The 22,323-nt window shown below is 56.9% G+C and carries 23 protein-coding genes; 15 read left to right on the top strand and 8 right to left on the bottom strand.

Features of this window, described 5'->3' with window-relative positions:
- Nucleotides 1-39 precede the first annotated feature (39 nt).
- The 3 genes from AC3IUE_RS21485 to AC3IUE_RS21475 all read left to right on the top strand — a co-directional run bounded on the left by AC3IUE_RS21485 (nucleotide 40) and on the right by AC3IUE_RS21475 (nucleotide 2,547).
- The gene (locus AC3IUE_RS21485; protein WP_489263685.1) at nucleotides 40-1,713 is read left to right on the top strand and encodes a hypothetical protein; all 1,674 of its coding nucleotides are present in this window, start codon (nucleotides 40-42) and stop codon (nucleotides 1,711-1,713) included.
- A gap of 24 nt (nucleotides 1,714-1,737) precedes the next feature.
- Nucleotides 1,738-1,926 carry a hypothetical protein gene (locus AC3IUE_RS21480; protein WP_489263683.1) on the top strand — a complete coding sequence of 63 codons (189 nt, stop codon included), beginning with the start codon at nucleotides 1,738-1,740 and terminating at the stop codon, nucleotides 1,924-1,926.
- A gap of 180 nt (nucleotides 1,927-2,106) precedes the next feature.
- On the top strand, nucleotides 2,107-2,547 hold the full coding sequence (locus AC3IUE_RS21475) for a hypothetical protein (protein ID WP_489263682.1): 441 nt from the start codon (nucleotides 2,107-2,109) through the stop codon (nucleotides 2,545-2,547).
- Nucleotides 2,548-2,740: 193 nt separating this feature from the next.
- On the opposite strand, the gene AC3IUE_RS21470 is transcribed toward AC3IUE_RS21475, so the two are convergent.
- On the bottom strand, nucleotides 2,741-3,067 hold the full coding sequence (locus AC3IUE_RS21470) for a barstar family protein (RefSeq protein ID WP_489263681.1): 327 nt from the start codon (nucleotides 3,065-3,067) through the stop codon (nucleotides 2,741-2,743).
- A 426-nt stretch (nucleotides 3,068-3,493) separates the two neighbouring features.
- Here AC3IUE_RS21470 and AC3IUE_RS21465 point away from each other — a divergent pair, with 426 nt between their 5' ends.
- Together AC3IUE_RS21465 and AC3IUE_RS21460 are read left to right on the top strand one after the other, a co-directional pair.
- Complete coding sequence (locus AC3IUE_RS21465) at nucleotides 3,494-4,192, top strand: hypothetical protein (RefSeq protein ID WP_489263680.1); 699 nt, start codon at nucleotides 3,494-3,496, stop codon at nucleotides 4,190-4,192.
- A gap of 32 nt (nucleotides 4,193-4,224) precedes the next feature.
- On the top strand, nucleotides 4,225-4,764 hold the full coding sequence (locus AC3IUE_RS21460; RefSeq protein WP_489263679.1) for a hypothetical protein: 540 nt from the start codon (nucleotides 4,225-4,227) through the stop codon (nucleotides 4,762-4,764).
- 438 nt (nucleotides 4,765-5,202) lie between these two features.
- Here the strand turns inward: AC3IUE_RS21460 and AC3IUE_RS21455 are convergent, their stop codons facing one another.
- On the bottom strand, nucleotides 5,203-6,549 hold the full coding sequence (locus AC3IUE_RS21455; protein WP_489263678.1) for a 2-hydroxycarboxylate transporter family protein: 1,347 nt from the start codon (nucleotides 6,547-6,549) through the stop codon (nucleotides 5,203-5,205).
- A gap of 129 nt (nucleotides 6,550-6,678) precedes the next feature.
- On the opposite strand from AC3IUE_RS21455, the gene AC3IUE_RS21450 reads away from it, so the two are divergent.
- Nucleotides 6,679-7,596: a LysR substrate-binding domain-containing protein gene (locus AC3IUE_RS21450; RefSeq protein ID WP_489263677.1), complete on the top strand. Its 918-nt coding sequence runs from the start codon at nucleotides 6,679-6,681 to the stop codon at nucleotides 7,594-7,596.
- 52 nt (nucleotides 7,597-7,648) lie between these two features.
- Here the strand turns inward: AC3IUE_RS21450 and leuD are convergent, their stop codons facing one another.
- From leuD to AC3IUE_RS21430, 4 genes are all read right to left on the bottom strand, one after another.
- Complete coding sequence (gene leuD / locus AC3IUE_RS21445; RefSeq protein WP_489263676.1) at nucleotides 7,649-8,254, bottom strand: 3-isopropylmalate dehydratase small subunit; 606 nt, start codon at nucleotides 8,252-8,254, stop codon at nucleotides 7,649-7,651.
- Between the two features lie 3 nt (nucleotides 8,255-8,257).
- Nucleotides 8,258-9,679, bottom strand: coding sequence for a 3-isopropylmalate dehydratase large subunit (gene leuC / locus AC3IUE_RS21440; protein WP_489263674.1), 1,422 nt, complete (start codon nucleotides 9,677-9,679; stop codon nucleotides 8,258-8,260).
- 154 nt (nucleotides 9,680-9,833) lie between these two features.
- Nucleotides 9,834-10,328 carry a PaaI family thioesterase gene (locus tag AC3IUE_RS21435; protein ID WP_489263673.1) on the bottom strand — a complete coding sequence of 165 codons (495 nt, stop codon included), beginning with the start codon at nucleotides 10,326-10,328 and terminating at the stop codon, nucleotides 9,834-9,836.
- 65 nt (nucleotides 10,329-10,393) lie between these two features.
- Nucleotides 10,394-11,992: a winged helix-turn-helix domain-containing protein gene (locus tag AC3IUE_RS21430; RefSeq protein WP_489263672.1), complete on the bottom strand. Its 1,599-nt coding sequence runs from the start codon at nucleotides 11,990-11,992 to the stop codon at nucleotides 10,394-10,396.
- 258 nt (nucleotides 11,993-12,250) lie between these two features.
- Between AC3IUE_RS21430 and AC3IUE_RS21425 the strand changes: the two genes are divergently transcribed.
- The 4 genes from AC3IUE_RS21425 to AC3IUE_RS21410 all read left to right on the top strand — a co-directional run bounded on the left by AC3IUE_RS21425 (nucleotide 12,251) and on the right by AC3IUE_RS21410 (nucleotide 16,244).
- Nucleotides 12,251-13,003 carry an SDR family oxidoreductase gene (locus tag AC3IUE_RS21425; protein WP_489263671.1) on the top strand — a complete coding sequence of 251 codons (753 nt, stop codon included), beginning with the start codon at nucleotides 12,251-12,253 and terminating at the stop codon, nucleotides 13,001-13,003.
- Between the two features lie 42 nt (nucleotides 13,004-13,045).
- Nucleotides 13,046-13,459, top strand: coding sequence for a cupin domain-containing protein (locus AC3IUE_RS21420; RefSeq protein WP_489263670.1), 414 nt, complete (start codon nucleotides 13,046-13,048; stop codon nucleotides 13,457-13,459).
- A gap of 95 nt (nucleotides 13,460-13,554) precedes the next feature.
- Nucleotides 13,555-14,652, top strand: coding sequence for an HlyD family secretion protein (locus AC3IUE_RS21415; protein WP_489263669.1), 1,098 nt, complete (start codon nucleotides 13,555-13,557; stop codon nucleotides 14,650-14,652).
- The gene (locus AC3IUE_RS21410) at nucleotides 14,649-16,244 is read left to right on the top strand and encodes an MFS transporter (protein ID WP_489263668.1); all 1,596 of its coding nucleotides are present in this window, start codon (nucleotides 14,649-14,651) and stop codon (nucleotides 16,242-16,244) included. The genes AC3IUE_RS21415 and AC3IUE_RS21410 overlap by 4 nt, the downstream gene beginning before the upstream one ends.
- A gap of 75 nt (nucleotides 16,245-16,319) precedes the next feature.
- Here AC3IUE_RS21410 and AC3IUE_RS21405 read toward each other — a convergent pair whose 3' ends face one another.
- Both AC3IUE_RS21405 and AC3IUE_RS21400 read right to left on the bottom strand, forming a co-directional pair.
- Nucleotides 16,320-17,081 (bottom strand): helix-turn-helix domain-containing protein, encoded by a 762-nt coding sequence (locus AC3IUE_RS21405; RefSeq protein ID WP_489263667.1) that lies wholly within the window; start codon nucleotides 17,079-17,081, stop codon nucleotides 16,320-16,322.
- 133 nt (nucleotides 17,082-17,214) lie between these two features.
- Nucleotides 17,215-17,805 (bottom strand): helix-turn-helix domain-containing protein, encoded by a 591-nt coding sequence (locus AC3IUE_RS21400; RefSeq protein WP_489263666.1) that lies wholly within the window; start codon nucleotides 17,803-17,805, stop codon nucleotides 17,215-17,217.
- Between the two features lie 248 nt (nucleotides 17,806-18,053).
- Here AC3IUE_RS21400 and AC3IUE_RS21395 point away from each other — a divergent pair, with 248 nt between their 5' ends.
- The 5 genes from AC3IUE_RS21395 to AC3IUE_RS21375 all read left to right on the top strand — a co-directional run bounded on the left by AC3IUE_RS21395 (nucleotide 18,054) and on the right by AC3IUE_RS21375 (nucleotide 22,321).
- Complete coding sequence (locus tag AC3IUE_RS21395; protein ID WP_489263665.1) at nucleotides 18,054-18,707, top strand: hydrolase; 654 nt, start codon at nucleotides 18,054-18,056, stop codon at nucleotides 18,705-18,707.
- 123 nt (nucleotides 18,708-18,830) lie between these two features.
- Complete coding sequence (locus tag AC3IUE_RS21390) at nucleotides 18,831-19,415, top strand: antibiotic biosynthesis monooxygenase (RefSeq protein ID WP_489263664.1); 585 nt, start codon at nucleotides 18,831-18,833, stop codon at nucleotides 19,413-19,415.
- 136 nt (nucleotides 19,416-19,551) lie between these two features.
- A complete protein-coding gene (locus AC3IUE_RS21385; RefSeq protein WP_489263663.1) occupies nucleotides 19,552-21,390 on the top strand; it encodes an amidohydrolase in 1,839 nt (612 codons plus the stop codon).
- A gap of 192 nt (nucleotides 21,391-21,582) precedes the next feature.
- On the top strand, nucleotides 21,583-22,014 hold the full coding sequence (locus AC3IUE_RS21380) for a DoxX family protein (RefSeq protein ID WP_489263662.1): 432 nt from the start codon (nucleotides 21,583-21,585) through the stop codon (nucleotides 22,012-22,014).
- Between the two features lie 25 nt (nucleotides 22,015-22,039).
- Nucleotides 22,040-22,321 carry a YtcA family lipoprotein gene (locus tag AC3IUE_RS21375; protein ID WP_489263661.1) on the top strand — a complete coding sequence of 94 codons (282 nt, stop codon included), beginning with the start codon at nucleotides 22,040-22,042 and terminating at the stop codon, nucleotides 22,319-22,321.
- Nucleotides 22,322-22,323 lie beyond the last annotated feature (2 nt).

Below are 22,323 nucleotides of genomic sequence, written 5' to 3'. Positions count from 1 at the left end.
GGGGGTATGCTGGACCTCTCTGGTCGAGAGGATAAATCGATGCACGACTATTACGATTTGGGCACCTACAGCCGCCCGGTGACGACCCACTCGTCCCAGGCCCAGCGCTGGTTCGATCGTGGCTTGTTGTGGTGCTACGGCTACAACCACGACGAATCCATACGCTGTTTCCACAAGGCGATCGAACACGACCGCGATTGCGCGATGGCCTACTGGGGCATCGCTTACGCTTCGGGCCCCAACTACAACAAGCGTTGGGATGCCTTCATCGAACAGGAGTTGAAAGAGGCCGTGGCCCAGGCCCGACTGGCGACGCAAACCGCGCTGGCGCATATCGACGGCGCAACACCGGTGGAACAGGCGCTGATCCACACGCTGGAGCAACGCTACCAGGCCGATCAGGCCACCAGCCTCGACCAACTCTTCACCTGGAACGATGCCTACGCCGCGTCCATGCGCGATGTCTACAACGCCTTTCCCGAAGATCCCGATGTCGTTGCGCTGTTTGCCGAAGCGTTGATCGACCGCACTCCCTGGCAATTGTGGGACCTGAAAACCGGTAAACCGGCGCCGGGCGCCGACACGCTTGAAACGGTAGACGTACTGGAACGGGCGCTACGGCGGATGGAGCAGCACGGCGATGCGCCGCACCCCGGCGTGCTGCACATGTACGTCCACACCCTGGAAATGTCGCCCTACCCGGAACGGGCATTGCGCGCCGGTGATGTCCTGCGTGACCTGGTGCCGGATGCAGGACATTTGCGCCATATGCCGTCGCACATCGACGTGCTCTGCGGTGATTACCGTGGGGCCATGGTCACCAATAGCCGGGCGATTCTGGCTGACAGCAAATACCTGGAACGGGAAGGACCGCTCAACTTCTATACCTTGTATCGATGCCACAACTACCACTTCAAACTCTATTCGGCGATGTTCCTCGGGCAGTACCAACCGGCCCTGGAAGCCGCCGATCAACTGATGTCGACCATCAGGGAAGAACTGCTGCGCGTGGAGCAGCCGCCCATGGCCGACTGGCTGGAAGGCTTCGTGTCGATGAAGGTCCACGTGCAGATTCGCTTCGGCAAATGGCAAGACATCCTCGCCACGCCGCTGCCGAACGACCAGGCGCTGTACTGCGTCACCACAGCGATGCTGCATTACGCCAGAGGCGTGACGCATGCGGCCACCGGGTATATCGCCGCCGCAGAAGCCGAACAACGTCTACTCCTCGAAGCCTGGACCCGAGTGCCGGACACCCGCTACCTCTTCAACAATAAATGCACCGACATTCTGGCGGTTGCCGCCGGCATGCTGCGCGGGGAATTCGAGTACCGTAAAGGCAATTACGACGACGCCTTCGCCCACTTGCGCCAGGCACTGTCTCTGGACGACAACCTGCCTTACGACGAGCCATGGGGCTGGATGCAACCGGTCAGGCATGCACTGGGCGCGTTGCTTCTGGAGCAGGGCAGGGTAGAAGAAGCGTTGCAGGTCTATCGAGCCGATCTGGGACTGGACAACACACTCAGCCGTGCGTCCTGGCATCTGGACAATGTGTGGAGCCTGCACGGCTATGTGGAATGCCTGAAACGACTGGGTCTGGATGCCGAAGCGGCCGCCGCCAAGACGCGCCTTGATCTGGCCATGGCCCGGGCGGATGTGGAGATTAAGGCCTCGTGTTTTTGCCGTGTTGGGGCGGGGTGTTGTCAGTGATGCACGAAGCGCCGGAGATTGCCTATGGATCGCTTGTCTACGTTGTTGTCGCAGTTCGGCGTGTGCGCAAGCCTGTTTTACAACGGCAATCTTTGCGGCATGGCGTCATACGATGGCGCTGACCAGCGCGGGCATATTCACCTGCTGCGGGCAGGTAGCGTCACGTTGCAGGGGGCTGATCGCTATTGGTGCGCTCCATCGCAATCCCGGTAAAACTGCTGTGGCATCTTTGAGGATGCTGGCCGGTGAGAATGCGCAGTGGGGCCGGCCGGGCAGAAGAGGGGCGGCTTTCAACCCCATAGCGGACAAGGATTATGTAACGCGAACTCAATTGGCATCGATTAAAATCCGCATCGTCTTTTCGACAATGCCGACTTCAAACGAAGGAGTTCCATGACAAGGATGGCCGCAGTTTTCATTTTACTGAGTTGCATGACTTCGACATCGGTATTGGGTGCTTCTGGTTGCCCGTTTCCGGAGGGGATGCAGGCGTCGATCGGCGCATCGAAGCAGGTTATTGGGGCGAGGCAGGCGGGCGTCGCTAAGGACGATCTACTCACCAGGATTTCCCCCGAGGCCAACGTGCAGATGTCCCGGATGCTGAAGAGTATCGTCGACGAAGTTTACGATCATCCGGCTCTACAGCCCGAGGTGTATGCCGCCTATCGGTTCGAACACTGTTTCGTTTCGCAGCAACACGCTGAAAAGGTGGCGGCGATGAAGTTTGCCGATGCTTACCCGCTGCTAAAGAAATGCGAACAGCTTAACCCTGAAGGAGCGCGACCTGCTTGTGCGATGCGTGTAGTGCATACGGTGACGGGGATTCCCGAATAATCGATCCGGAGCATTCGATCTATCGACGAGTACGCGGGAACGAATTTTGTGTTGATACAGCACGCGCCCTGAAGCTGAGAACGGGTCGTCGCTAATCCGTATTGAACATCCGCTTCTGGCCGTTTTCTGCCTGTCAGGACATTCAAATTTTCGCCTTATCACAGTCGTTGATAACACCCCTATGGACGAGCACTTAAACATTGAAAGCAAGTGCCAGGAGTTGGGGGGCGCCAGCAACGACGACTCGCCAGTTCACAAAAGCTGCGCATTCCACAAGCGCTTCAAACTGTTCAGGACAGCGGTGCTTGAAATTCTGGGCATTGTCGATGATCAATGAAAGCGTTTGTCCGCTTTGAACGTGGATAGACGACATTTCTGCGCTGGGGTCATCGAGGTATGAAAGACAATCAATCCAAGCGTCCATATTGCGGCCGTAGAAGCTAGGAAAGCCGAACTCTTCTGCGAAAACACTGTGGAATGTTTGCCAGTCAGTTATCAGGTTTGCATCCACTCGCACCATTGTCAGCTTAACCTCCGCTACATTGGAAAAAACAGGTATGGCGGTCTCGCAAGATGAAGTCAATTGCTGACTGCATATTTGTGCGGCCCTGGGCTTAATCTTCTACAAACGACGTTCCAGTGGCCGCTTTTGGCCGTTCTCTGCCGGTCACAAAGGGCTACCATCGGCCAGTATCGGTCATGCACAGCGATTGGATTGCTTGAGTCAGCCCATTGAGGCTGGGTTCCATCGGTGTCGGAGAAGTCGAAACCGCGTCAAATCGGTACTTGAATACTCTGCCCCATCAGGTAGCACCAGCGCAGCACAACGTGTCGCAGCGGACGCCAGATATCAAGTGCTACCGACTCGCCCCCAGTGTTTCGACGCTCCCCCTGACAACGCCGACATATGCTTGTACCTTATCCTCCAAAGAGGAGGAATTTCAGAATGGATTCAGTAGATTTAGCGGGGCTGGACCCTACAGTTGAACCTGTCGCCGAGAAGTTTCACCGTGCTGGAAGGATCGCGATTGGTGCGATCCCCGTTGTTGGCTCTGTCTGCCTAGAAGTCTTTAACTCAGTGCTTGAAGCGCCCTTGAATAAGCGCCGCACCGATGTCATGCGGGACATCGGCGAAGCCATCAATCATCTCATCGAGCAGGGGGTGGTTACGCAAGAAGGGCTTCAAGAAAACGAAGCGTTCATTAGCACCGTTGCCGAGGTTTGTAATATATCCCTCAGAAATCACCAGGAAGAAAAGCTTGAAGCCCTGCGCAATGCGGCGATCAACGCTGCATTACCCGCCTGTCCGAGTGACGACTACCGCCAAATTTTCCTGAGTTTTGTGGATGTTTGCACGGTTACTCACATCCGGTTACTAAAACTATTTGAAGCTCCTTCCGTCTGGTTTGCGGAAAACAATCTCCCCGAGCCATACCCCACAGCGATCTCCCTATCGCAGATCATTCATTCGGCTATGCCAGATCTGGCGGGGCGGCGCGAAATCCTAGATACCGTATGGACCGATCTATATCAGAAAGGGCTGGTTGAGATAAGGCAGCTGGAGATGATCTTAAGCCGCGAAAGTTGCCTGTCCAAACAAACTACAGAGTTCGGCAGCAAGCTTGTGGCATTTCTAAGCAACTAGCGCTTTTACGCCATTTTTCGACGAGAGCCTATGTGAAACAGATTATTTATGCAGGCAACCATTCCCAACCCTTCGTTGCTGAATATGCCGTTGTCATGGACGACTCGGGCTGGACACAACACGCCGATATCGTGGTTGTTCAATCCTCTCAGAAAGGCTTGGGAACCAGCCTCTACAATACAGACCGAGGTCGTGACAATGTCTTGAACCGAATTCTGACCACTGACCTTCCTGATGTAAGAATCCAATACATTTCTTTCAATATCGTCCTCGATCTGGCCGATCACATGGAAGGTCTGCGACTCCCCATACGGTTGGATCTGGATGACTATATTGCCAAGGGCAATCCCCATACCGTAGCTATCTCTCGAGCAGTAACACTCAAACAGATCCTTCGCCGGATAATCGGTAGAGCAGATAGAGAGATTTCGTACTGGAGCGGTCATGTTGTTGGTGGCTGTGCCCTTTTTTATACGGATCTCATGGATCCAGAGCGTCAGCGGCTCGACATCACCGAGGCTAGTCGACTGCTCGAACGAGCTGGATACAGTCGCCCTTCCAGCAGGTTTTAACCTACCTCAACCTCTCACTGTAGTGGTCGAGTTGTTACCGCAAGATTGACCCACCATTCGAAACATCATTGATCCAAGATGCAGCGGTTACTGGTAGTGGGTCAACGCTGCGCCGGCAATTGGCCCAATCTCGCAAGCAACGCTCAATGAGGTGGCAAGGCAGCTAAATAGCCGCCCTCGGAAAACACTAAACTACGAAACGCCCGTTGAACGATTTAGCCAGTCTGTTGCATCGACCGGTTGAATCCACAACCCAAAGCTGACATTCGGCTCGGGGTTTTCAATCGCGTCGAATGCTATATCTACTTGCAACACCGTGTACCGCCGAGACGAATTCTTCGATGCCATTTTTGCCGGGTAAAAAAAATGGTGTTCACCGGAAAGTGAACACCATTGTATTAATTGAAGGGTTAAGGAATGAGTCCTATGGACTCGCTATTAAACAAACATCCGCAAAAGAATAGTCGCCAGGATCACCGTCGAAGCACCGCCAATGCGCGTAGAGATCTGTGCAAACGGCATCAGCGACATACGATTGGACGCCGACAGGATCGCAACATCCCCGGTGCCGCCAAGGCCGCTGTGGCAGCAGGTCACGATGGCTGATTCGATGGGGTACATTTTCATCAAGTTGCCGATGAAAAAACCTGCGACGGTCATTGAGACCACGACGGATACGCAGACCAATACATAGCCGATAGAAAAGACTTTTACGACGCTATCAAGTGGGACATACAGCATGCCCAGGCCGATCATTACCGGCCAGATGAAGGCGGCGGAAACCAGCTTATAGAAAGTGTTTGCGCCTTTTTCCAGTTTTTCGGGCAGAACGCGGACGTACTTAAAGAGTACGGCTGCCAGAATCATCATGACAGGGCCAGGAATACCCACGACTTTCTCAAGCAGACCGCCAAGGACGAAGAAAGCGCAGATGACCAAAACGCCTGCCCCCATCACTCTGAAATCCATAACCGAGCCGCTCTCTTCTTTGACCTGGAATTTGTCATTTTCGTCTTTGGCACGAATCAGTGAACCCTCTCCATTCAGATGCGGGCGTTTAAGCGCCAGACGAGCCAGATATCCAGCGCAGATAATCGCCGCGATGTTGCCGACTACAGCGGCTGGCGCCAATTGAGCAACGTAGATGTCCGGTGTGCCACCGAGGATCGCTGAGTAGGCTAGCGACAGCGGCAGAATCCCTTCACCGATACCCCCGCCAATGATTGGAACAATGATAAAGAAGAAAGTGTGGTGGAAGCTGTAGCCCACAAGTTTGCCTACGATCAGTCCACTCCCCACGGCAGCCAGGGTTCCGACGAGCAGAGGGATGAACATCCTTATCATGCCTTGAACCAGGATAAAGCGACTCATCCCCAGAATGCTGCCGACGACCAGGCTAGCAATCACGAAGTACAAAAAGTTGGCTTCCTTCATCAGCATTTTTGTAGCGTCAATCGTGGCAGGTCCGAAGAAGCCGTAAAACACCAGAATCGATGGCAGCATCAAGCATAAAATGGCGCCTCCGCCGATGTCCTTCAAAATTGGCAGGCGCGAACCCAGTTGGCCGAAGAACACGCCCATCGTCATGATGACGGCGAGACCTCCGATCATGTTTTTCGGTAAGAAGCCCAAGTGAGCCGACAGATAAACGATCACGGCGATGCCGAGAAATATCGGTAGTGGAATTACACCAATTTCATAGGCACACAGGCTGCGTAGACGCTGACGAAACCCACTATCACGGGTGTCATCGATTTTCAGAGACGGCTCATAAGACTTGTTCATGTCGCTATTTCCTCATGTTGTTTTTATCGAGGATTCAGGAACTCACGGTTAACCAGGCGCTGGTTACCACTCGGTAATTCGATGCTATCCTTCGCAAATAGCGAGATAAATAGCGGAACTATGAGGCGTATGAACACGAAACGTGATCAATTTCCCTTGCCCGAAGACCTGAAAGTCTTTCTGACAGTCATTCGAAAAAATGGCTTCGCGAGCGCCGCAGAAGAGCTGGGGTACTCACCTGCCTACATCAGCAAACGTATTTCGGTACTTGAGTCGACTCTTTCTACAAAGCTGCTGCACCGCACGACAAGACGTATCGCGTTGACCGACGACGGTGAGCGAGTCCGGATGTGGGCAGAGAAGTTGCTGGGTGACTTCGACGATTTTGTTGGTGAAATATCCGAGGCGCGGCAACAACCTACGGGTTCGCTGCATATTTGCAGCAGCTTCGGTTTTGGACGCAACCATGTAGCGCCAGCCATCTGCAAGTTGTCGCAGACCTACCCAAAACTCGATATCCGCCTGGACGTATTTGACCGTGTCGTCGATATCGTCGGTGAGGGGTTCGACCTGGAAATACGAGTGGGGGATGACCTGCCGGGACAGCACCTGGGCCGAAAACTTGTGAGTAATCGACGAGTGTTGTGTGCGACTCCGGAGTACCTGGAGCGACGAGGCATGCCTCACTCGCTGGATGACTTGAAAGGCCATGATTGTCTGGTACTGAAAGAGCGCAATAACGCATTCGGCGTCTGGAACCTGACAAAGGATGGACAGGAAGAGTCGGTGCGCGTCAGCGGCCCTTTGTCCTCTAACAGTGGTGAGATCGTTCTGGAATGGGCCTTGAGTGGCGGCGGGATCTTGTTGCGGTCGATGTGGGACGTCAAACCGATGCTGGAACAAGGGCGACTGGTGCAAGTGCTTCACGAATACACTCAGAGTGCGAACGTATGGGCTGTGTACCCCACCAGGCTCAGCCAGTCGGCGAAACTGAGGGTTTGTGTCGAGTTTCTCGAAGAGTATTTTCGCGATCTATCAGTCGAGTAATGCACTGGCGGTGGCTCAACCGGGCTATCCACCGCCAACGCATACCTTGCTGTTACAACCAGGGATTTTCCGACAGGTGCCGAGCTTCAAAACTTCGAATTTGCTCGGCACGTTGGAGCGTGGTGCCAATGGCATCAAGCCCCAGCAGCAACGATTGCTTGCGCAACTGATCGATCTGGAAGGGAATGACCGCGCCGTCAGCTAGCTCGATTTTTTGCTCTGGCAGATTCACGCTGATCTTCGCTGTTTCTGCGTTGCTGATAATGCCCGCAATTTGTTTCAGCTGAGCCTCAGACACTTGAATGGCAAGTACGCCATTGCGCTGGCAGTTGTCGTAGAAAATACCGGCAAAACGGGTGCCGATCAGCGCGCGGATACCCACCTGCTTCAAACCCCAAACGGCGTGCTCGCGACTTGAGCCGCAACCAAAGTTGGGCCCGACCACCAAAAACGCCGCATCGCTCCACGCCGGTTGGTTGAGGATGAACGCTGGGTTTGGCTCTCCGGATTCAAGGAGCCTCAGATCGAAAAACAGTCCTCTGTCCAACCCCTTGCGATCAATTCCCTTAAGGAATTGCTTGGGCATGATCACGTCGGTGTCGATGTTGGAAGCTAAAAACGGGGCGGCGCTGCCACTCACGATATCGAAAGGTTGCATGCTTCAAGCCTCCAAAGCGAAAGAACGAACGTCGGTCAAATGCCCGGTTATCGCAGCAGCGGCAACCATGGCAGGGCTCATCAAGTGAGTACGTGCACCCGCGCCCTGACGTCCTTCGAAATTACGATTGGTGCTGGATGCGCACCGATCACCGGGGGCGAGCACGTCGTCATTCATGGCCAGGCACATCGAGCAACCTGATTGGCGCCACTCAAAACCGGCATCCAGGAAAATTTGCGCAAGCCCCTCTGCTTCAGCCTGGTTACGTACCAGGGTTGAACCGGGAACAATCATTGCCCGGACATGAGGAGCAACACGCTTGCCGCGCACAACACGGGCTACATCACGCAAGTCTTCGATTCGTGCATTGGTGCATGACCCAATGAATGCATGACTGATCACTACGTCGCGCAGTGGCATTCCTGGTTCCAGGCCCATGTAGTCCAATGCGCGTTGCATACCTTGGCGCAGAATAAGGTCTGGCTGTGTGGCTGGATCCGGCACATAACCGCCAACCGGTGCGGCCTGATCAGGGCTGGTCCCCCATGTCACCATGGGCTCCAACGCGTCGACGTCGAGCGTGACTTCGCAATCAAACAGAGCGCCTTCGTCGCTATGCAGTCCTCTCCATTTAGCGACTGCCTGCTTCCACATTTCACCTTGAGGTGCACGGGGCTTAAGTTGCAGATAGGCAAAGACCTTGTCGTCCGGCGCCATGAATGCGCCCCTGGCTCCTGCCTCCACGGCCATGTTGCAGATGGTCATTCGGGCTTCGACGCTGAGGTCATTGATCGCCGGCCCTGCAAACTCAATCGCGTAGCCCGTCGCGCCCGAAGCACCGATGTTTTCAATCAGCGCCATGATGATGTCTTTGGACGTCACACCTGTCCCAAGTGTCCCATTCACGGTGACTCGCATGGTCTTCAGGCGCTTGTAGACCAGCGTCTGCGATGCCAGCAGATGCTCTATTTCAGAAGTGCCAATGCCAAAACCGAACGCGCCTAATGCACCATAGGTCGTGGTGTGACTGTCACCCGCGGCGACGACCATTCCCGGCATGATAAAGCCTTGCTCGGGAGCCACGACGTGTTCGATACCCTGGCGCTTGTCGAGCACGTCAAACAGTTCGATACCGAAGTCACGGCAGTTTTCTTCGAAGTACGACACCTGCAGTGCGCCGCCGGCGTCCGGCATGGTGGCGATGCGAATAGGCGCAGTCGGGTTAACGTGGTCGACAACCGCTAGCGTTGCACTTGGGCGCCAGACTTTGCGGCCGGCTTCACGCATACCACTGAATGCTTGCGGACTGGTGTATTCATTAGCGACTTGTCGGTCAATGTACAAAAGCACATGGCCTTGGTCATCGAGAGGACAAACAGTGTGACTGTCGATGTGCTTCTGGTAGAGCGTTCTAGGGCTGTTCATGGAGTGGGCTCTTTCTCTGTCTTATGCGAGATCACGGGTTCAACCTATGAACAGCATATTCATCGCAGATTCTGCATCAAGAGCACTAAAGTAAAGGCGTTGCGCACGAATTGTGAATAATCGGTCGCGTTTAGAAGTGATGGGTAGAAGCAACCTACCGACTATGAGCAACCGCAGCCAGTTGCTCAGTATCCACACGAACAAAAACGGAGTCTCCAATAGCTGTCAGCACATCCCCCGCGTAGACCTCACAGATAACGCGAGTTTTGCGTCCAACCTCACCTTCGACTTTCGCACGCAGGGTCAGCGGTACACCCATCGGTGTCGGTTTGATGAACTTGATGCCGAGGTTGCCAGTGACGCAATTGATGCGGGGGAGGCTTGCGACTTCGCGGTGTTCCGTGCGGTAGTGATAAGCCATCGCCGTCCAGTTCGAATGGCAGTCAACCAGCATCGCTATCAGCCCGCCGTAAACCAGATCCGGCCAGCCGCAATACTTGGCGTCAGGCAAGTGTTCGGCCATGACATGCACACCGTCGTCATGCCAGAAGCTCTTGATGTGAAGCCCGTGCGGATTACTGCTGCCGCAGCCGTAACAAACGCCTTCAGGTGCGGCGGTGTCTTGCAGGGAGGTGTCGAGCCTGGACATACGGTGGTCATCCTCAAAAATGTGAACCAAATCTGTCGAATTTTAACGCTGCAATTGAGCTTCGGTCACTCGGGCAACCCGGCCAGCCGCAGTCCATCCGCGAACCGCGCGAGATCCTCGGGCCGTTGGATTGGCAGCCAGTCTTTCAGGTTGGAGACGCGCAACGAGGGTTCCAGCTCGTGCAGGCGCTGTATCGCCTGCTTCGCTTTATCCATTTGCCCGGTGAGCGCATGACTGGCCGCCATCAGGGCAACCGAGGGCAGGAGGGTGGGCAGGTTCCCCAGCGCCTTCTCTGCCCAGGCCGAAGCGGCGTCGAAGCGCCCGGCGAAGAAATACGCGAGCGCCATTCCCACCTGCATCCGGAACATTTCCGGGTCCAGCGGACTCAAGCGAACGGCATGGGTCAAATGCTCAATCGCTTCATCTGTTTCACCGCGCAGTGCGCGCAGGATACCGCCCAGGAACCAGGCGGGGGCGAGGTTGGGATTGAGCAGGCGTGCCCTGTCGAGCAGGGCAATGCCGCCATCGACATCGCCAGCGAGATGGGCAAGCGCATGTCCGCCTCGCGTCAGCGCCACCGCATCATCCCGGCCGAGTGCCACCGCCAGCCGCGCAAGCCGTATGCCTTCGGCGATCTCTTGAGTCCGATCGATCATCCAACCATTCAATTTGCGCCAGAAGTGACACCAGGATGCCATGCCATAGGCCGATGCAAATTCCGGGTCGAGCTCGATGGCCTTGTAGAACAACGGCAGCGCCACCTCGATGGCTTCCCGGGTGCCGCTGTGCAGTTTTGCCATGCCGCGCAGGTAATAGTCGTAGGCGTCCAGGCTTTCCGTCGGTTTGCGCTTGGCGCGCTCGATTTCCGCTCGCTCCAGCTGCGGCGCGATGGCGCCAACGACGCTTTCGGCGATTTGATCCTGCAGTTCAAAGATGTCGTCGAGCAGGCCTTCAAAGCGCTCCGCCCAGATATGCATCCCGGTTGTTGCGTCGATGAGTTGCCCGGTGATGCGTACCTTGTTTCCGGACTTGCGCACGCTACCCTCGAGCACGTAACGCACGCCGAGCTCCTGGCCGATGCCCTTGATGTCCACCGCGCGGCCCTTGTAGGTGAAGCTCGAATTGCGCGCGATGACGAACAGCCAGCGGATTCGCGACAGGGCGGCGATGATGTCCTCGACCATGCCGTCGGCGAAATACTCCTGCTCCGGGTCACCGCTCAGGTTGTGGAAGGGCAGGACGGTAATGGAGGGTTTGTCCGGGAGGACGAGCGAGGAGGGCGGTGTTTGCTTCGGATCCACGGGCGCAATTTCGCCGGTGCCAGGCCCGTCAGGTTGTCGTGCTCCGTCGATCTCGCCGACCTTGATCTCGCCGACGAAGCGGTAGCCCTTTCGGGCGACCGTGCGCACCAGTCGTTGTTCTTCGCCGCTATCGCCGATGGCCTTGCGCACCGCATTGATGTGGCTGGTGATCGTCGATTCCGAAACGATCCGACCGCACCACACCGTCTTGAGCAGGTCGTCCTTGCTGACGACGCGATCGCGGTTGCTGACGAGCTGCAGCAATAAGTCGAAGACTTGCGGCCCGATGTCCACGACGTGTCCGCGCAAGGTGAGTTCCCGGCGCTCCTGATCGAGCACGTAGTCTTCAAACACGAATGGCAAAGTGAGGTTCCCCTGGCGAGCGCCCTCAACTCCGTGTTCCAGGCGACTGGCGATTAGTATTTGAAATTGATGATACGGCAGCGCTAAACCCGCCGCACCGTCCGCAGCGATGACGACGTCGGGCAGCGGCCTCTTTGGACGTAAAACCAAGCGTTCATGGAGGGAAACCCACAGCAGGCACAAGGACTTCGCTGACGCGCGCAGGCAATCTCCCTTTACACCGACGCAATGGTTGCAGTCGACACGTGGAGAAAGCCCATGAAGATCGTCGTCATCGGAGGCTCCGGCCTCATCGGATCGAAACTTGTGAACAACCTCCGCGAGCGCGGTCATGACGTGCTCGCAGCCAGCCCCAGCACGGGCGTAAACAGCATTACCCGCGAGGGTTTGGCCCAGGCGATGGATGGTGCTGACATCGTCGTCGACGTGGCGAACGCGCCGTCGTGGGAGGACCAGGCCGTCCTCGATTTCTTCGAAACGTCAAGCCGTAACCTGCTCGCCGCCGAAGCGGCCGCCGGTGTTCGGCATCACGTTGCCCTGTCGATCGTCGGTAGCGAACGGCTTCCCGAGAACGGCTATTTCCGGGCCAAGGTCGCGCAGGAAAACCTCATCAAGGCGTCCGGCATTCCTTACTCCATTTTGCGTGCGACGCAGTTCTTCGAATTTGTCGGCGGCATTGCCCATTCGTTTACCGTCGGCGAAGAGCTTTGCGTTTCGCCGGCGCTGATCCAACCGTTGGCGTCCGACGACGTGGTGGCGGCGCTCACCGACGTCGTGCTGGCAGCGCCGGTCAATGGCACGGTCGAAGTCGCGGGGCCCGAAGCCATGCCGCTAGACGAGCTGATCAGGCGCTTTCTGCGGGCCACTCAGGATACTCGCCAGGTCGTACCGGACGTACACGCGCGCTACTACGGCGCCGTGCTTGACGATCAATCGCTGACACCCGGCAAGAACCCGCGTCTGGGCGCGATCCGCTTCGAAGACTGGCTCAGTCAGTCGACGGCCGGGTAACAGGCCGCGACGTCACAACTCACACCAAGAAGGAGAATTGCCATGTTTACCCGATACCTCTTGGCCGCTGCCTTCGCAGCGCTCTCGATCAGCGCAGTGTCGGCCGCTGAGCCGCCCTCCGGCAAGGTGACGGTCGTGTTTGACCGTCCCATTCCCAACATCCCTGGCAAGAGCATGAAAGGCGTAGTCGTCGAGTATGGGCCGGGCGCCGCGTCGCCGTCCCACACCCATCCGAAAACGGCTTTCATTTATGCAACGGTCCTGGAGGGCTCGTTTCGCATCAAAGTCAAAGGCGAGCCGGAAAAGATCTACAACGTCGGCGAAAACTTCGTAGAGGAGCCGGGCTCCGTGCACGAAGTCAGCGCCAACGCCAGCGACACCCAACCCGCACGCCTGTTGGCCGTGTTCGTCCTCGACACCGATGAAAAGACGCTCGTTACACCGATCAAAAAGTGAGCCGATGACGCGCACATGAATGCTCGACAGCCGGGCGGCAGGCCACTGCCGCCCGTGGCTGCTGTAGTCCCAGGCATTGAACAGGAAATGACAACATGAACGCGCTTCAGGACAAGGCCGCCATTGCCACCGGCGCAAGCGCCGAGATCCCTGTCGTGGTGGTGCGGCAAAGCAAGAGAAAGAAGATCGGCATCTTGCTGTGCATCGGTGCCGTGGTGGTCCTGGCTGGCGGATGGGCCCTGGCGCTTTCGAGCGGTGCGACCTCCACCGATAACGCTTACGTGCGCGGCGACGTCACGTCGCTCGCCGCCAAGGTTGCCGGCTATGTCACTGCGGTCGAGGTCGAGGACAACCAAACCGTCCGGGCCGGTGACGTCCTGTTCCGTATCGATGATCGGGACTACCGCGCACGGCTGGCGCAAGCCGTGGCCAATGTCAGCGCTGCCCAGGCTCGCCTGACCCATGTCGACGCGCAAACCCAGCTTCAGCGTGCCCTGATTCGACAGGCCGAAGCCCAGAGACGCTCGGGCGTGGCCGAGATGAATCTGGCGACCAAAACCCACGATCGCAGCCGCAAACTTATCGTCAGCAACGCGGTCAGCCAAGCGCTGGTCGATGAAACCGGCGCGGCACAATCCAGAGCCGAAGCGACGGTATCGGCCGCTTCGGCATCGGTGGAGGCGCAACAGCAACACATCGCCGTCCTTGTGGCCGAGCGGGAAGCTGCCGTGGCTGCGGTGACGCAGGCGCAGGCCGCACGAGATCTTGCCCAGATCGATCTCGACAGCACCGTGGTACGCGCGCCGGTTGATGGCGTGGTCGGTAACCGTCAGGTTCGCATCGGCCGCTTTGTTACGACGGGCGTTGCCTTGCTCGATATCGTGCCGGTCAATGATGTGTGGATCGTGGCGAACTTCAAGGAAACCCAGCTCGAACAAATCCGCCCCGGTCAGCGCGTGCGCATCACAGTCGACGGCTACCCCAGCGGGGCACTTGAAGGCGTGGTCGACAGCTTTGCACCGGGTAGCGGGTCGGCGTTCAGCCTGCTCCCCACCGACAACGCGACCGGCAACTTTGTGCGTGTCGTGCAGCGTGTTCCGGTGAAGATCCGGCTTGTCCACAACTCATTGCCGGGCCGCATCGTGCCGGGCCTGTCCGCCCGAGTTGAGGTTGCGCACGGGGAGGGATCATGAACGCGGATGCCAGCGCGACGCGGAGCAACACCCGCGCTACGACCGGTGCCTTGCTCATGGTGGGCATCGTGCTTGCCACGCTGACGGAAGCGATCGCCAGCACCGTTCTGTCGCTCGGACGCGGCGACATCATCGGCGACACCTATGCAACGCCTGATGAGTTCGCCTGGCTGGATATCGGCTACACCGCGCTCAAGCTGATCGGGTTCATGACCGCGCCTTGGCTGCTGACGCGTTTTAATCCGCGTCATGTGATCATCGGCTCAACCTTGGTCATGGGCACGGCATGCGGCATTGCCGCCATCACCGCTCGGCTGGACCTGCTGATCGCGCTTCGAATTATTCAGGGCTTCGCTGGCGGCACCCTGCTGGTCGGGGGGCAGGCGATCATATTTCGCGCCTTTGCGCGATCTCGCCAACCCATCCTTCAAGCCCTGTTTGCCATGGGCGCCGTTGTCGCGTCCGCGACGCTCGCCCCGGCCCTTCAAGGGTGGTTGATCGATAGCCAATCCTGGACATGGATTTTCTTCAGCGTCGTTCCGGTGGCCCTGGCGGCGACCGGACTTCTGCTGATCGCAGACGGCCCGATGCCAGCCAAGGCCCGGCGCCGTCCGTTTGACTGGGTCGGCTTCGCGCTGATCGCTGCCACGCTGTTCTGCTTCACCTACGCTCTCAGCCAGGGCAGTCGATGGGACTGGTTCGAGGAACCACGCATCCTCTGGCTAACTGTGATCGGCACAGCCGCGCTGCTGGCATTTCTCGGCCAACAAGTGTTGGCCAAAGGCCAAGGTCTGCTCGACTTCACCCTGTTCAAATCGAGCGATTTTTCCTTCGCCTTTATCGTCAGTTTTGTCGCCGGCGCCGCCTTGTTTGGCAGCGCGTTTTTGATCCCGGCGTTCGCCCTGTCGGTCCTCGCGTTCACGCCTACCGATGCCGGCCTGCTCCTGTTGCCCAGTGGCGGGTTGTTTATCGGCGGACTCCTCATTTCTGCTTATCTCATGCAGGTCCGCCGCGTTCCGCCGGTCGCCACAGTGCCCTTTGGAATCCTGATGATCATGGTTGCGATGTGGATGCTGTCCGGTTCGACCGGCGAAAGCGGCACGGACGACATGATGGCGGCCATCCTGTTGCGCGGTCTGGGCCTTGGCTTCCTGTTTCTGTCGATCACGCTGATCGCGTTCAGCGACCTCAACAGCCGAAACCTCGCCTGCGGGATAGGCCTCTTCAATACGGGGCGCCAGTTGGGTGGTCTGATGGGCGTCGCAGGGCTCCAGACACTGATCGACCATAACGTCTTCGCCAATGCCGTGGTCCTCGGCGCCAATGTCACCCCCGGAGGAGCTGCGCTCATCGAACGGCTGACGACCACGACAACCATGCTGACGGTGAAAGGGATGGATGCAGCGGCCGCTGGCCGGGCAGCGGTGAGCCTACTGGGCCGGGTCGTGTCAGGTCAGGCCACTGTGATTGCCTTCGACACAGCGTTCATCGCTGTTGCCCTGCTTTTTGTAGTGGCCGCGCCCATGCTGGTTGGCATCAAAATCGGATTCTCGCGACACGCGAAAGTGCGCGCTGCGCGAACCGTGGGGTGAGGCAGCTCACGCCAGCGAGCCCCTGCGGATACTCAGCCAAACAACATCCGACCAGGCGCTTCGCTTGGCCCGACTTCATCGATACAGGAAGACGCTTGCATCACGTTGCCGCCTCCAGGCTACGGGAGGGACCCCGAGCAACCGGGTGAACACGCGAGTCAGGTGGGATTGGTCTGAAAATCCACATTCGCGGGCGATAGAAGAGATGGGTTTCGAGGGTTGGGACAGTATCAGTTCTTTGGCTTTTTCGACGCGCATTTGCGTCAACCAGGCATGAGGTGTCATCCCTGTGGTCTGCTTGAATGCCCGGGAGAAATGGCTCCGTGACAGGGAGCATTCCCTGGCAATGGTGTCGACCGAGAGATCACCCGCCAAGTGGGTGGCGATGATTTCCTTTGCCAGCACGAGCTGCCAGGTTGTCAGCTTGCAATTGGCATCAGCGCTGTTCGTCCCGCCACGAACGTAACGACGCAGCACATGATCACAGGTAGCGAAAAAAATGTGGTCAAGGAGCAGTTGGTTCCGTGTGTTCGATTGGTTGAGGGTCGGCAACAGGGCACAGGCGAGATGATGGAGGGTTTCGTCCTTGCCACCCTGATCGTATTGGAAACGGTCAAAGCGCCTGATTCCATTTTCCTGCTGAAGATCATCAAAGGTTGAGCGTGGAATATTGAAACGGACATTGTCATAGGGGGCCCGGTGCTGGCACCTCAACTCGTCTCCCATAAAGGGTAACGATGCACTGGCTTTTCTGTAACCGCCGGAGTAAGCAAGCCGTCCCCCGCGCCAAAGTCGATGATCAGCGAAGTCCTCCAGCTGAACAATGATTGAAAACATGTCAAGGCACGGTATGTCCACAAGCCTTTCTACGTCAGGATCTTTTTGCTGTGTCCTTACCACAGTGAATTTATCGGTGGTGAGTTGAGAGATCCATGGTGTGGTCACAGAGGAGCCCTCAGGGCTAAGGGGATTATCGAAAGCCAGTGTTGAGCTGACGCCAGTAAGACGGCGAGAACCCGGTACATCGACTGAATACCTTGGTGAAATGCGAGCTATCGGAAAATCCGCAATCAATAGCGACATCGGTAATTTTCAACAAGGGGTTCAGGAGCAGTTTTTTGGCTTTGTCCACGCGTAGTTGCAGAAGGTACTGATGAGGGCTCGATCCGAGACTGAGCTTGAACGCCCGGCTGAAATGGCAGCGAGAGAAGGAGCACTCACGGGCCAGTTTTTCAACAGATACACCATCGGCAATATGGGCGCATAACATTTCCTTTGCTCGTCTCTGCTGCCAGGGCGCCAGGCCTCGATCCTTCGAAGACACTGCAACGCTTCTCTGACCCTGATGGAGGGAAAGGTGCGCCTGCATGGCCATCATGATTTGATCGATAAAAAAGCGATTGGCTTCATCAGGCTGGTTGAGCATGGGCATCACCGCACAGGCCAAGTGATAGATGACGGGGTCAGACGCCTCGATACTGTGTTTGAAATGGATGAGCAAGAACTCATCAATGGTCGGTGTATAGGCAGAGGGCATGGCTTTATCGGACATCGGACGCATGCTCGAGCTTCCTCATTTTCGGGGTACAGGCTTTTTCGTGGAGCAAAGCCGTTTTTACAGGCGAATCGCTCAGAAAACATCTGGGATCGCGTAAAAAAGGCGTATGTCCAGACATGCGGTCTGCTCCGATCCGGATCCGGAAACAGCAATTATCTCAGCACAAACCTTCCAAAATCGCACATCCATACAATCGCCTGCTCCAGCACACCATGAGAATGCACACTCCCAAACGTATCTGGAGAAGTGTCATGGCAACTGCAAAAGCAGCACCCGGTAAAGGCCTGTTGGATCCTTCCAACCACGCTCTGATCCTCATCGACTTCCAATCTCAGATGTCATTTGCCACCAAATCCATAGACGCCGTCACCCTTCGAAACAACGCTGCACTGATCTCCAAAGCAGCAAAGGAATTTGGTGTTCCGGCCATTCTTACCACGGTCGCTGAGAAAAGTTTTTCAGGCCCTATGTTTGAAGAAATCACCTCGACTTTTGCTGGTCAGGCACTCATTGATCGAACCAGCATGAATACCTGGGAAGATGAGCGAATCGCCGTCGAAGTGAACAAGATCGGCCGCAATAGAATCGTTCTTGCCGGTCTCTGGACGTCGGTCTGCATCGTGGGCCCTGCGATATCGGCGCTCGAACAAGGGTTCGAGGTCTACATCATTTGTGACGCCTGCGGTGACGTTTCAGATGAGGCTCACGAACGCGCCATCAGCCGTATGATCCAGGCAGGCGCGCGTCCAATGACTTCGCTTCAGTACCTGCTGGAACTGCAACGCGACTGGGCTCGGAGCGACACCTACAACGAGACGGTCAAAACCTCCATTGCCCATGGTGGCGCTTATGGTCTTGGTTTGATTTACGCCAAAACGATGTTCAACGCCTCTGAAAGTCACTGATCTGTTTTGCGCCTCATTCCGAAGGGGAATAAGGCGCTCTCAGGCGAGTGCGGATGGACGGGCAGGTTCCAACTTGCCTGACGACCGTATTGACTCACGGGACGGGCAGCCCAGGAGGTCGCAATGAGCATTTACAATGCCAATGAAGTGGCCACGTTAGTCGTTCGGCACCGAACCCGGCAGGGCAGTGAGGGCGCCTATGAAGCCTGGCTTCGAAAAACAGTCGATACCGCCAAGGGTTATGAGGGGCACTTGGGCGTGGATGTTTTTCGCAGCCGCCGTGACGGTATTCATCTCTTCACCAGCGTTCTGCGCTTCTCCTGCACGGAGAAACTTCAGGCCTGGCTGGACTCCGAGGACCGTCGTTTGCTGGTGGTTGAGGTGCAAGACCTGCTGGCCGATGGTGATCAACTCGAGGTCAGCCAGGGCCGCGAGTTCTGGTTCACTCCCGAGACATCCCAGGCGTCACCGCCGCCCCGGTGGAAACAGGCTTGCATCACCTTTTTGGTCATCCTTCCGCTGTCATTGGCTGTCCCTTTGTGCTGGGGCCCGGTGTTCGCACGGGTGCCGTGGCTGGGAGGGTACTTGCAGAGCAATGTGGTGATCACGCTGACCATCGTATTGCTGGTGGTTTACCTGTTCATGCCGCCTGTGACCCGGCTATTCGCACCTTGGCTCAATGGTGATAAAGGCGGGGAGCGTCCATGAAAAGGACTCTACCGATAGCAGTTGCAGACGATTTCTTGCCGAAAGCTCAGTTCTCGCAGGCGTGGGCGCGCTGTGGTGCGCACTACCGTTTGCCCTATCAGCAGGTTCATCAGCATCGAGTATTCGAGGAGGCACAATGAACGCCGATTTGATCATGATCAATGGCCGCTTTCACACCGTTGATCGCGAGAAACCCACGGCCAGTGCCGTGGCTATCAAGGACGGGAAATTTATTGCGGTTGGCAGTGACGAAGAAATCATGGCCACGCGTGGCAGTGCCACTCAGGTCATTGACTTGAACAAACGCACAGCGATTCCCGGGCTGAACGACTCCCACCTCCATCTGATTCGAGGTGGATTGAATTTCAATCTGGAACTGCGTTGGGAAGGCGTACCTTCGCTGGCGGATGCCCTGCGTATGCTCAAGGCACAAGCTGATCGTACGCCTGCGCCACAGTGGGTGAGGGTAGTGGGCGGCTGGACGGAGTTCCAGTTCGCCGAAAAGAGAATGCCTACGCTGGACGAACTGAACAAAGCCGCCCCCGACACGCCGGTGTTCGTATTGCATTTGTATGATCGTGCGCTGTTGAACCGGGCAGCGTTGAAAGTAGTCGGTTACACCCGCGATACGCCCAATCCGCCTGGCGGGGAAATTCAGCGCGATGCCAATGGTGATCCTACCGGCATGCTGATCGCCCGCCCCAACGCGATGATCCTTTACTCGACGTTGGCCAAAGGCCCGACGTTGCCGCTGGAGTATCAGGTCAACTCAACACGCCAGTTCATGCGCGAGCTCAATCGGTTGGGCGTCACCAGCGCCATTGATGCGGGGGGCGGCTTCCAGAACTACCCCGACGACTACGAGGTCATTCGCGAGCTGGCCGATAAAAATCAATTGAGCGTACGCATCGCTTACAACCTGTTCACTCAAAAGCCAACGCAGGAACTGTCGGACTTCAAGAGCTGGACAAGCATGGTCAAGCCGGGCGACGGCAACGACTTCTTCCGTCACAACGGTGCCGGTGAAATGCTGGTGTTCTCTGCTGCCGACTTCGAGGACTTTCTTGAGCCGCGCCCCGATCTTTCCCAGAGCATGGAACAAGAGCTGGAGCCCGTGGTTCGTCATCTGGTCGAGCATCGTTGGCCTTTCCGGCTTCATGCGACCTATAACGAATCCATCACGCGGATGCTCAACGTTTTTGAGAAGGTCGACAGAGATATTCCCTTCAATGGCCTCCCTTGGTTTTTCGATCACGCCGAAACCATCACCCCTGAAAATATTGAGCGCGTCCGGGCGTTGGGTGGCGGAATCGCTATTCAGGACCGGATGGCGTTCCAGGGGGAATATTTTGTCGAGCGCTATGGCAACAAGGCCGCCGAGCAGACACCGCCCATCCAGCGGATGCTGTCCGAAGGCGTGCCCGTGGGGGCAGGCACCGACGCAACCCGGGTTTCCAGCTATAACCCGTGGACATCGTTGTACTGGCTGGTCAGTGGAAAAACGGTGGGCGGGATGACGCTCTATCCACAAGGTCTTTCACGGGATACGGCGTTGCAGCTGTATACCCATGGCAGTGCCTGGTTCTCATCGGAGCAGGGCAAGAAAGGGCAGATCAAGGTCGGTCAGTTGGCTGACGTGGTGGCCTTGAGCGCCGATTTTTTCAGCGTCGATGAAGAGGCGATCAAGTGGATCGAGTCCGTGTTGACGGTGGTGGGGGGCAAGGTCGTTTATGGCGCCGGTGAATTCGATCAGTTGGCTCCCCCCGCGCTTCCGGTCATGCCGGATTGGTCACCTGTCATTAACGTTCCCGGGCACTGGAAACCCAATGCGGTGGTCGCTGCCCGCACGCATCAGTGCAGCGGCCCTTGCGCCGTCCACTCACACAGTCACGACAGGGCCCGGTTGTCGTCAGTGCCGGTCAATGATTTCACAGGTTTTTGGGGAGCCTTTGGTTGTTCCTGTTTTGCATTCTAGGGGCAGGCGGTGTCGCCCCGGATGGCCGCAATATCCTGGAGTTGTTCGCTGAAGACGCACAGGTTTATTTTCCCAAGTGGGGGATTGCGACAGGGCATACGCAGATCAGTGAATTGTTTGCGGACTTGGGTGAGCGGCTGATTTCAATCACCCATGACTACGCTCATTTCAATTCTATGGAGACCAGGGAACATGTCTACGACTGATATTGAGACGACAACGACCGCCGCCGATGTCGCACTGTGCTGGCTACGAATCACTGGGTGTCTGATGCTGGTGTCAGTGCATGGAATCCCCAAATTGCTCCATTTTGACCACGAATTGGGATTGATCGAAGACCCATTTGGCATGGGGAGTTTGTTGACCTTGTCGCTGGCGATTTTCGCCGAAGTACTGTGTCCGGTATTCATCGTATTGGGCGTTCTGACGCGCCTTGCGACGTTGCCGGTTCTATTTTTGCTCGCGGTATCGGTGATCTGGGTGCATCCGGAGTGGAGCCTGGCCGAAGGGCAGTTCGCCTGGCTGTTACTGATCGTCTTCTCGACGATTTTTGTCGCGGGCCCCGGGCGATTGGCATTGGGAGCCCGCTTGGCGCGTCGCTGGCCGTTTTTGCGTGAACTATAGTAGTCCCTTTAGTGGAGGGGACTTGATGAGCTCCATGAAGGAGGGAGAGAGAACCTGGCGCAAGGGCTTTCTGCTGCTGACTTTGACGCTATCAGCCTGTTCCAGCTCGCCATCAGTGCCCGTGCTGGGGGCTTATTTTCCCGACTGGCTGTTCTGCATCTTTGGCGCTGTGCTGCTGGCGTTGCTGGTCCATACTTTTCTGGCTCGGCGCGGTTTGGGGGCCTGGCTGACGCCACCGGCGCTGGCTTACCCCGTGCTGACCGCGTTGTTCGCCTTGAGTGCCTGGTTGCTGTTCTTCCAGACCTGACC

The organism is Pseudomonas sp. GL_093 (assembly GCF_057837605.1).
Note: the sequence above shows the minus strand (reverse complement) of the source record. Positions and strands in the feature narration are given on the sequence as shown.